The sequence below is a fragment of the Methylobacterium aquaticum genome (assembly GCF_016804325.1).
GTDB lineage: Bacteria > Pseudomonadota > Alphaproteobacteria > Rhizobiales > Beijerinckiaceae > Methylobacterium > Methylobacterium aquaticum_C.
Genome location: NZ_CP043627.1, coordinates 4,838,498 through 4,847,500, shown reverse-complemented (window position 1 = coordinate 4,847,500; position 9,003 = coordinate 4,838,498). Strand labels below are relative to the sequence as shown.

Here is a 9,003-nt window from a genome sequence, read left to right as displayed (position 1 = left end):
CGGCTGCGCCACCGGCCGGCGAAGACCTGGCCGGTATAGACCGGGTTGGTCAGCAGGCCGCGCAGCGAGGCCGAACTCCAGCGGGGGCGGCCTGTCGGCGAGGCGATGCCGAGGGCTCGCAGGTGGTTGGCCAGGCCGAACAGGCTGGCCTCCTCCTCGACGTAGCGGGCGAACACCTGCTGGACGACGGCGCCCTCAGCCGGCTCCAGCCGAACTCCGGCCGGGTCGCGCGGCCGGTCGGGATCGAGCCGATACCCGTAGGGCGCTCGGGTCCAGGGAAGCAGGCTGCCGGCACGCAGGCGCATCTGGCGTCCTCGCCGCATCCGTTCCGCGATCAGCGTGCGCTCGTACTCTGCCACGGCACCGCGGATCTACAACAGCAGTTGGTCGTGCGGATCCCGTCCGATCGGACGATCAAGGAACGTCACCTCGCATCCGAAGCGTTCGAGTTCCTGCAACACGATCATCATCTGGACGTAGTTGCGCGACAGCTGGTCGGGATCGGTGATCAGAACCCGATCGATCTCGCCAGCGCACACGGCATCGCGCAGCCGGTCCAGACCGGGCCGGTTCAGCGTCGCTCCACTCTGGCCGTCATCCCGGAAGATGGCGCTGTCGTCCAGGGTGGTACTCTGTGCTTACAGATGGACCCGCAGACGGTCGAGCTGCTGATCGATGGTCTGGGCTTGGGCCTGGCGCACCGTCGAGACCCGCACGTAGACAGCTGTCCTCATGGCTTGCCTCCTCTGCGAGGGGGAGGGCCATTTGCATCGCTGCCGGTGGGGCTTCAGGTGATCCCCAGCTCAGAATGAGGCCGTAGGCCCGATCCCATCGCCGGGCTGCGTCCGGCGTGATCGTGGTCTGACGGCGGATCTGCCAGTGGCGACGCATGGGCACCTCCCCGATCGCTCTCCCGTTCGAGATCTGCCCTCTGGCTGGCCGCTGTGCAGCCGCGCCGACGCGGTGGCCGACGCCACCACATCAGGACAAGCTGCACCGTGCGCACCAGACAAAACCTGTCGTTTGTGATCAGGCCATTAAGGCGGTCTTCTGCCGCCGCAAGGACTTCCGCCGCATCGCCACCCGCTACGACAAGCTCGCCCGCAACTTCGCCTCGGGTCTCGCCTTGGCCGCCGTTATCGCCTTCTGGCGCTGATCGAGGCTCGACCCTAAGTGGCACATCCCAACCCAGCGCCGACACCCCAAATTCGCATAAGCAGCATTATGGAACAAATTCGATCGATCCAGCTTGGCTGCCCACCACGGCGGCGACGCAGCCACGGCTTGATTTTTCGAAATGTTTCACGGTGACCTGGGATTTGCTCCCCCGGAAGACCGATTATCCCGCCCGCCGCCGCACGCCCTGCCGGGTGACCCGGCGCAGGATGTGGCCGAGCTGCTCGGCCGAGTACGGCTTGTGCAGAAGCTCGAAACCGTGGGCGTCGTCCTGGGCCAGGACGTGGCTGTAGCCGGAGGCCAGCACCACCGGCAGGCGCGGCAGGCGCAGGCGCAACGCGTGGGCGAGCGCGAGGCCGCCCATGCCGGGCATCACCACGTCGGAGAAGACCACGTCGAACCCGGCCCCGTCGGCGCCGAGCCGGTCCAGGGCCTCCTCGGCATTGGTCGCCCAGGTGGTGCGGTAGCCGAGATCCTGCAGGATCTGGGTGCAGAAGCGGCCGACCTCGATGTTGTCCTCGACCACCAGCACGCTCTCGCCGGCGCCGATCGGCGAGGCCGAGGGGTCGGCGGCGGTCTCGTCGTCGGCGCAGGCCGCTTCCGGCGCCTCCGGCAGGTAGAGGGTGAAGGTGGCGCCTTCGCCGGGACGGCTCGCCACGTCGACGTCGCCGCCCGACTGCTTGGCGAAGCCGAAGACCTGGGACAGGCCTAAGCCCGTGCCCCGTCCCACCTCCTTGGTGGTGAAGAACGGCTCGAAGATGCGGCCGAGGAGGTCCGGCGGCACGCCCGGCCCGGTATCGGTCAGCGCGATCGCCGCGAAGGCGTTCTGCGAGCCGGCATGACCCCGGATTGGCGGCATCGGGACGCCGCCGGTCAGGCTCAGGGTCAGCGTGCCCTCGCCCTCCATCGCGTCGCGGGCATTGACCGCCATGTTGATGAGCGCGGTCTCGAACTGGCTGAGATCGGCCCGCACGAAGCACGGCTCGTCCGGCAGCGACACCGCCACCCGCACCCGGGCGCCCGTCACCGTGTCGATCATGTCGGCCACGCCGCGCACCTTCTCGCCGACATCGAACACCGCCGGCGAGAGCGCCTGACGGCGGGCGAAGGCGAGGAGCTGGCCGGTGAGCTTGGCGGCCCGGTCCACCGTATCGGAGACCGCATCGAGGTAGCGGCGCTTGCGCGCCTCCGGCAGTTCGGGCCGGCGCAGGAAGTCCACCGACGAGCGGATGATCGTGAGCAGGTTGTTGAAGTCGTGGGCGACGCCGCCGGTGAGCTGGCCCACCGCCTCCATCTTCTGCGACTGGCGCAGCGCCTCCTCGGCCTGGGCCAGCGCCGCGGCCTGCGCCTTGATCGCCGTCACGTCGCGCACGGTGGCGTAGACGCGCCCGTCCCGCGGTACCGCGTTCCAGGACAGCCAGCGATGCGAGCCGTCGCGGTGCCGGGTGCGGATCTCGAAATGGGCCTGCGCCTCGCCGCGGGCCAGGCCCTCGGCCGCCGCGACCGTGAGCGGCCGGTCCTCCGGGTGGACGAGGTCGAGGAACGAGCGGCCGACGAGTTCGCCCTCGCTCCAGCCGAGGAGCGCGGTCCAGGCCGGATTGAGGCTGAGGAGATGGCCCTCGGGGGTGGCGATGCAGAACAGGTCGGTGGAGGCCTGCCAGATCTGGTCGCGCTCGGCGGTGCGCTGCGCGACCTGCGCCTCCAGCGAGGCGTTGAGGACCCGCAGAGCCTCCTCCATGCGCTTGCGCTCGGAGATGTCGCTGAAGAACACCGCGACCTTCGCGAGAGCCGGGTCGCCGACCCGCAGGGCCCGCACGTCGAACCAGCGGCCGAACACGTCGGCCTGGTTTTCGAAGTGCACCGGCTGGCCGGTCCGCGCCACGCCGCCATAGGTGTCGAACCAGTGCCGCTCGAGGTCGGGGGCGAACTCGCTCACCCACCGGCCCGCCACGTCGGCCCCGGTCTGGCGGGCGAAGGCGGGGTTGGCCTCGGCGATCCGGTAATCGACCGCCCGCCCCTCGCCGTCGAACCTCATCTCGAGAATGCAGAATCCGACATCGATGCTCTCGAGCAGGGTGCGGTAGCGTTCCTCGCTGTCGCGGAGCGCCGCCTGCGAGCGGACCTGCTCGGTGACGTCGTAGCCGCCCACGAAGATGCCCGTGACCGCGCCGGCCTCGTCCCGCAGCGGCTGGTACAGGAGGTCGATGGCGCGCTCGGCCGGGTCGCCCGCGAGGCGGATCGGCATCGCGCGGGCGGCGAAGGGCTGCGCCGTGCGGTAGACCGTGTCCAGGAGGTCGTAGAAGCCCTGCTCGGCGAGTTCCGGAAACACCTCGCGCACGGTGCGGCCGAGGAAGTCGCGCGGGCCGGCGATCGTCACGTAGGCATCGTTGACGTATTCGAAGACGTGGTCGGGCCCGTGCAGGACCGCGACGAAGCCGGGCATCTGCTGGAAGATCTGCTCCCGGCGCTGGTGGGCCTCGTGCAGGGCCGGGGTGGCCTCCGGCACGGGCCGGGTCGGGCCCGGATGGGCTTCCGGGTGATGGAGCACCGCCCCGATCGCGCCGGCCGCATCCTTCACCGGGACGTGGGTGACGCTCCAGCCCGGCCCCTCCGCGCCGCCCTCCACGGTGTCCGGCCGGCCGGTCGCGACCGCGCGGGCGATCGACGCCTCGATCGGCGCGATCCGGTCGGCCGCGTCCGGCATCGCATCCCGGAGGTGCCGGCCGACGAGGTCGTCCGGGCCCCGGCTCGGCCCGGCCCCGGCGAGATAGGCCCGGTTGGCCGTCAGGACGCGGCCCTGCGGGTCGAGGACCAGGCAGGGATGCGGCGAGGCGTCGAAGAGGCTCCGGTAGTCCAGGGCCGGCGGTAGGACGCTCATCAGCTCAACGCGGGAGGTGGGATCGGCCCGGATCGGCCTTGAGGCGGCGCCGGACGCGAAGGAGATGGCGCGGCAGCCTTACGCGGCAACCGCAGCGTTCTCTCCTATCACCTTATGGCGCGGCGTGTCGCCGGATGTGCGGGAGCCGGCCCTGCCTTCCGGGATCGTCCCATGCGGGATGTTCCGGGAGGGCAGCCGGGTCCGGGACGCGACGGCCGTCGGGACGGCGCCCGGCGGGATCGAGGGCGTCCCGAACGAGGCCTCGGTCTCGCAGGCCTTGATCTCGGCGGCTTTTGCGTGTTCGGCATCGTCCGATCCCGTCTTCCCCCGATCGCCCCTCGCCGCACCGGTCCGCATGCTCCTGAAAGGCACGTCTCCCGCGAAGGTCCTGGTGGTGAGCACGAGCCCGGACGCGGTGAACCACAACGTGCCGATCCGCGATGCGCTGCGCGACGGCTTCGTCGAGGTGCTGGGCGCGGCCGCCGTGCGGGCGAGCCCGCTGGAACTCGCCGGGGAGGCTATCGCGGGGTTCTCCCCGAGCCTCGTCGTGGCCCTAGGCAGCGTCGCGGTGGATGCCGCGCCGCTGCGCGGGCTGGCGCGGAGCGCCCGGCGGGCGGGGGCACGTCTCGCCTTCTGGCTCCACGACGATCCCTACGAGTTCGATTACGCCCCGAAGGCGGAGGCCCTGGCCGACCACGTCTTCACCAACGACCGCTGGGCCCTGCCCCATTACCGGCACGCCGCCGTCTCGCACCTGCCGCTCGCCGCCTGCCGCCGGACCCACGACCGGCGCGTAACGCCGATGGCCGAGCGGCCCCTCGACCTGTTCTTCTGCGGTGCGGCCTTTCCCAACCGGATCGCGCTCCTGGAGCGGGCGCAAGGCAGCCTGTCGGGGTATCGCGTCGAGGTGCGCGGTGCAGGATGGCCGGCCGCCCTGCCCTTCGCCGAGAACAGCCGCCTGGCGCCGGCCGCCATGGCCGACCGGGCGAGCGCGGCCCGCCTCACCCTGGCGATCGGCCGCGACCTCGACATCGCCAACCGGCGCTTCCGGCTGCCGGCCGCGACCCCGGGGCCGCGGGTCTTCGAGGCGGCCCTGGCGGGGGCGCCGCAGCTCTGCTTCGCCGCCGGCCTCGAGATCCTGGAATATTTCGAGGAGGGCCGCGAGATCCTGCTCTTCGACGACGTGCGGGAGATCGCCGAGGCCATCGCCCGCTCCCACCGCGAGCCCGCCGTCTTCGCGGCGATGGCGGAGCGCGCCCGCGCCCGGGCGCTCGGCGCCCATACCTACCGCCACCGGGCCGAGACCATCCTGGCGGTGATGGCCGCGTGACCGGAAGCCCCATGCCCCGTAAGCCTCTCGCGGTGCTCCTGCTCGACACCGAGCCGAGGACCAGCAACGCCTACATCACCCTCGCCGTCGCCGACGCCCTGCGGCGCCATCCGGCGGTCGCCCGGGTGGTCCGGGCGACCCATGCCGACGCGGTGGCGCTGGCGCAAGCCGAGCGCTTCGACCTCGTGCTCGCGCTCGGGGGGGCGAGCCGCCACCACGCGCTCCTGCGCCGCCTCTGCGCGCTCGCCGGCACCAGCGCGCTCTGGACCACCGAGGACCCTTACCTCGGCGCCGCGAATGCCCGGCTCTCGGGCTGCTTCGACCTCGTCTTCACCAACGACCGGGGCTCGCTCGCCCGCTACGAGGAGAGCGCCCGGCACCTGCCGCTGGCGGCCACGACCCTGTTCCAGGATCTGCCCGTCCGGACCGACGACGCGGAGTACCGCTACGACCTGCTGTTCGTCGGGACGGCCTGGCCGAACCGGGTCGCGACGCTCAACCGGATCCTGGCGGCCTTTCCCCGCGACCTGCGGGTGAAGATCGCGCTGCCGGCCAATGCCTACCTGCCGCAAGCGGTGCTGGTGCGCGACGACCTGATCGTCGACTGGCGCTGCGGCAACGAGGATTTCGCCCGGTTCGCCAATGCCAGCCGGGTGGTGCTGACCCTGCCGCGGGTCTTCACCGCGGGTGCCGGCGAGACGCCGGCGGGCACGACGCCGCCGCCGCGGCTGTTCGAGGTCGCGCTGGCCGGCGGGGCGCAGCTCGTGGTCGGAGCCGAGCCCGAAACTTTCGATTATTACGAGGCCGAACGGGAGATCCGCGCCTGCGCGGAGGACGAGGCCGTCGCCGCGATCACCGCGATGCTGGCCGATCCGCAGGGGCGCATCGCCATGGCCGAGCGGGCGCGAATCCGCACCCTGGCCGAGCACCTCTACGATCATCGGGTGGACGTGATCCTGCGGGCGGTCGTCGAGCGCGGGACCGTTCCGGCACGGCCCGCGCCGACCGTCGCCAAACCCCGCATCCTGTTCATCGCCCACAACCGGGCCGGACGGCGCCAGGGCGGCGGGGTGGAATTCTACCAGGAGCAGCTGGCCGGCGCGCTCAACGGGTTCGAGCCCCTGTTCCTCTATCCCTCCTTCGAGGACGACGCCTGGGTGATGCGTCTGGACCAGGGCGAGACATCGGAAGCGTGGCCGATCCCGCCGGCCGAGACGCTGCTCGCCAGCCCGAGATCGAGGCCGTGTTCGAGCGCATCCTGGTCGAGCGCCGGATCGACCTCGTCCATGTCCACCACCTGCTCGGCCTGCCCCTGAGCCTTCCGGCCATCGCCGGCGCCCACGGCGTGCCGGTGGTGGCCCAGTTGCACGACTTCTTCCTGGTCTGCCACCGCTACACCCTGATGAACCAGCACGGCCGGTTCTGCGACGTGGTGGATCGGGGCGAAGAGCAGTGCGACGGCTGCCTCGCCACCACCGAGGGCCGGCCGGCCGGCGCCAAGGCGCGGCGCGACGGGTTCGTGGCGCGGATGCTCGGCAGCGTCGATGCCTTCGTGACCAGCACGCCCGCCACCGCCGACTACGTCCGGGCCTTCTACCCCGAGGCGACGGCCCGGGTCGCGGTGATCGAGATGGTGGATGCGGCGCCGGCAGCCCTCCCGCCACCGGATGCCGCCGGGACCGGCACGCCCGACCCGCGCCGTCCGATGCGGGTTGCGGTGCTCGGCAACGTCGTCGACCACAAGGGCGCCCGGACCCTGCTCGAACTCGTCCGCATCACCGAGGGCGAGGGCTTCGTCTTCGAGGTGTTCGGCTATGTCGAGACCTACCTCGTCACCGCCTTCGAGGCGCAGGCCGGGGAGCGGCTCATCCTGCGCGGCGGCTATACCCGCGAGGAGGTGCCGGCCCTGCTCGCCGGCTGCGACGTGTCGCTCCACCTCTCCCTCTGGCCCGAGACCTACATGATCTCGCTCACCGAGGCGTGGCGGGCCGGCCTGATCCCGATCGTCACCGATCTCGGCGCGCCGGGGGAACGGGTCTCCGACGGCGTCGACGGCCTCAAGGTCCCGCCCGGCGAATCCGGCGCCGTGCGCCAGGCACTGCGGCGGCTGGCGCACGATCCCGGCCTGGTTGCCGGCCTGCGCGCCAACATCGCCGAAAAAAGCTTCCCGAGCGTGGCCGGGCACGCCGGGCAGATGGCGGCGCTCTACCGCGACCTGATCGCGGCCCGGCCCGCCCCGCATCCCGGCCCGGGCGAGCCGTCGGGTCCTTTCACCCTCTCGGCCGTCGATCTCGGATTCCGCCTCAACCATCCCGACTGGACCGATCCGGCGATCGTCTGGGACGGGACGGAGGACACGAGCGCGATCACCGCCGCCCTGCCGCCGGCGACCGCCGCCCTCCCCGAGCGCGTCCTCGCGCCGAGCGAGCCCGGCCTGTCCTGGGAGATCGCCGACCTCGTCGTCGACGGCCAGCGGCTGCCCGGGCGGATCGGCGCCTGCGCGGCCTGCGACAGCCTCTCGCTGCGCGGCTGGATCTGGCGGCCGGAAGCCGGCCGGCCGGTCGGCACCTGGCTGCGGCTGCGCTCAGGCAGCGCCACGCTTTTCGTCGCTGCCCTCCCCGAGCGCCGCCCGGACCTCGCCGGCCGCTTCGGCACCGGCCGGGCCGAGCAGGCGGGCTTCGCGGCGCAGCTGCGCATGGCGGACCTGCCGGGCGGTCCCTATGCGATCGACCTGCTCCAGGTCTTCTCCGATCACCTCGCGGTGGCCCGGGAGATCGCCTACGTCACCGCCCCGGGTTTCCCCGCGCCGGGACCGGTCACGCCGTGGCGGGTCGGCCTGCCGATGCCGGAGGGCGCGATCCGCCGCGGCGCCGGGCCTGCGCGCGTTGCAGCCCACGGCTTGCCGGTCATCGCGGGCGTGCCGGTGGCGCGCCAGGGCGGTATCACCCGCCTCGTGGTGGAATTGCCCGGCGGCATGCATCGCGGGCCGGCCGTCCTCGTCCTGGAGGGCGAGGCGGGCACGGCCTGGACCCGGGCGGTGTGGCACGACGCGGACGGGACGGATCGAATCGGTGTCGAGGGGCAGATCCGCGACATCCCGCCCGGCTCCTACCGCGTCGGCGTCCTGATCGGCGACGAGACCGGGGCCGACCTTCATGAGACCGGCACGACGCTGTTCGTCGCTCCCACCGCCCGGCCCTGCCTGGTCGCGGCCGAGCCGCCGCCCGCCTTGCGCCGACCCTGGATCAAACGGGTGCGCAGCCGCCCGAGCCTCGACGCCGTCACGGTCGGCGAGGCCTCGCCGCTCCTCGGCACTCCGGTCACCGTGTCGGGCTGGGCCTTCACGCCCGGGCGCGGCCGGCCGCTCGCCTGGATCGCCCGCTGGGGCACGGGGCACGGGCGCCGGTTCATGATCGCCGAGAGCTTCGCCCGCCAGGACGTGGCGGCCCATCTCGAGGATGACGACGCGCTGACCGCCGGCTTCGAGATCCAGCTGCCGCTGGCCGCCCTGCGGGACGGGAGCTTGCGGGTGTTCCAGGTCTACGAGCGCGGCGCCGTCGCCCTGCCGGACTTTCCGCGGCACGTCCTCGGGATGGTCCCGGGGTGACGGGCGGGGCGC

At 72.4% G+C, this 9,003-nt stretch carries 5 protein-coding genes and 2 pseudogenes (1 of these 7 running past the window's edge); 4 read left to right on the top strand and 3 right to left on the bottom strand.

Features of this window, described 5'->3' with window-relative positions:
* Together F1D61_RS22100 and F1D61_RS22095 are read right to left on the bottom strand one after the other, a co-directional pair.
* Window positions 1-305, bottom strand: a pseudogene (locus tag F1D61_RS22100) (recombinase family protein) (its annotated part extends 370 nt beyond the left edge of the window); the annotation flags it as partial.
* Between the two features lie 66 nt (window positions 306-371).
* Complete coding sequence (locus F1D61_RS22095; RefSeq protein WP_432443318.1) at window positions 372-608, bottom strand: recombinase family protein; 237 nt, start codon at window positions 606-608, stop codon at window positions 372-374.
* Between the two features lie 428 nt (window positions 609-1,036).
* On the opposite strand from F1D61_RS22095, the pseudogene F1D61_RS22090 reads away from it, so the two are divergent.
* Window positions 1,037-1,156, top strand: a pseudogene (locus tag F1D61_RS22090) (IS5/IS1182 family transposase); the annotation flags it as partial.
* A 183-nt stretch (window positions 1,157-1,339) separates the two neighbouring features.
* Here F1D61_RS22090 and F1D61_RS22085 read toward each other — a convergent pair.
* Window positions 1,340-4,054, bottom strand: a complete 2,715-nt coding sequence (locus F1D61_RS22085) for a hybrid sensor histidine kinase/response regulator (RefSeq protein WP_203154266.1) — start codon at window positions 4,052-4,054, stop codon at window positions 1,340-1,342.
* Between the two features lie 178 nt (window positions 4,055-4,232).
* On the opposite strand from F1D61_RS22085, the gene F1D61_RS22080 reads away from it, so the two are divergent.
* Genes F1D61_RS22080 through F1D61_RS22070 form a run of 3 tightly spaced genes read left to right on the top strand, consistent with a single transcriptional unit; the run spans window position 4,233 to window position 8,991 of the window.
* The gene (locus F1D61_RS22080) at window positions 4,233-5,384 is read left to right on the top strand and encodes a glycosyltransferase family protein (protein WP_246775465.1); all 1,152 of its coding nucleotides are present in this window, start codon (window positions 4,233-4,235) and stop codon (window positions 5,382-5,384) included.
* Window positions 5,385-5,395: 11 nt separating this feature from the next.
* A complete protein-coding gene (locus tag F1D61_RS22075; RefSeq protein ID WP_203154264.1) occupies window positions 5,396-6,700 on the top strand; it encodes a CgeB family protein in 1,305 nt (434 codons plus the stop codon).
* Window positions 6,619-8,991 (top strand): glycosyltransferase, encoded by a 2,373-nt coding sequence (locus F1D61_RS22070; RefSeq protein WP_348649467.1) that lies wholly within the window; start codon window positions 6,619-6,621, stop codon window positions 8,989-8,991. Before F1D61_RS22075 ends, F1D61_RS22070 begins: the two co-directional genes overlap by 82 nt.
* Window positions 8,992-9,003: the final 12 nt, after the last annotated feature.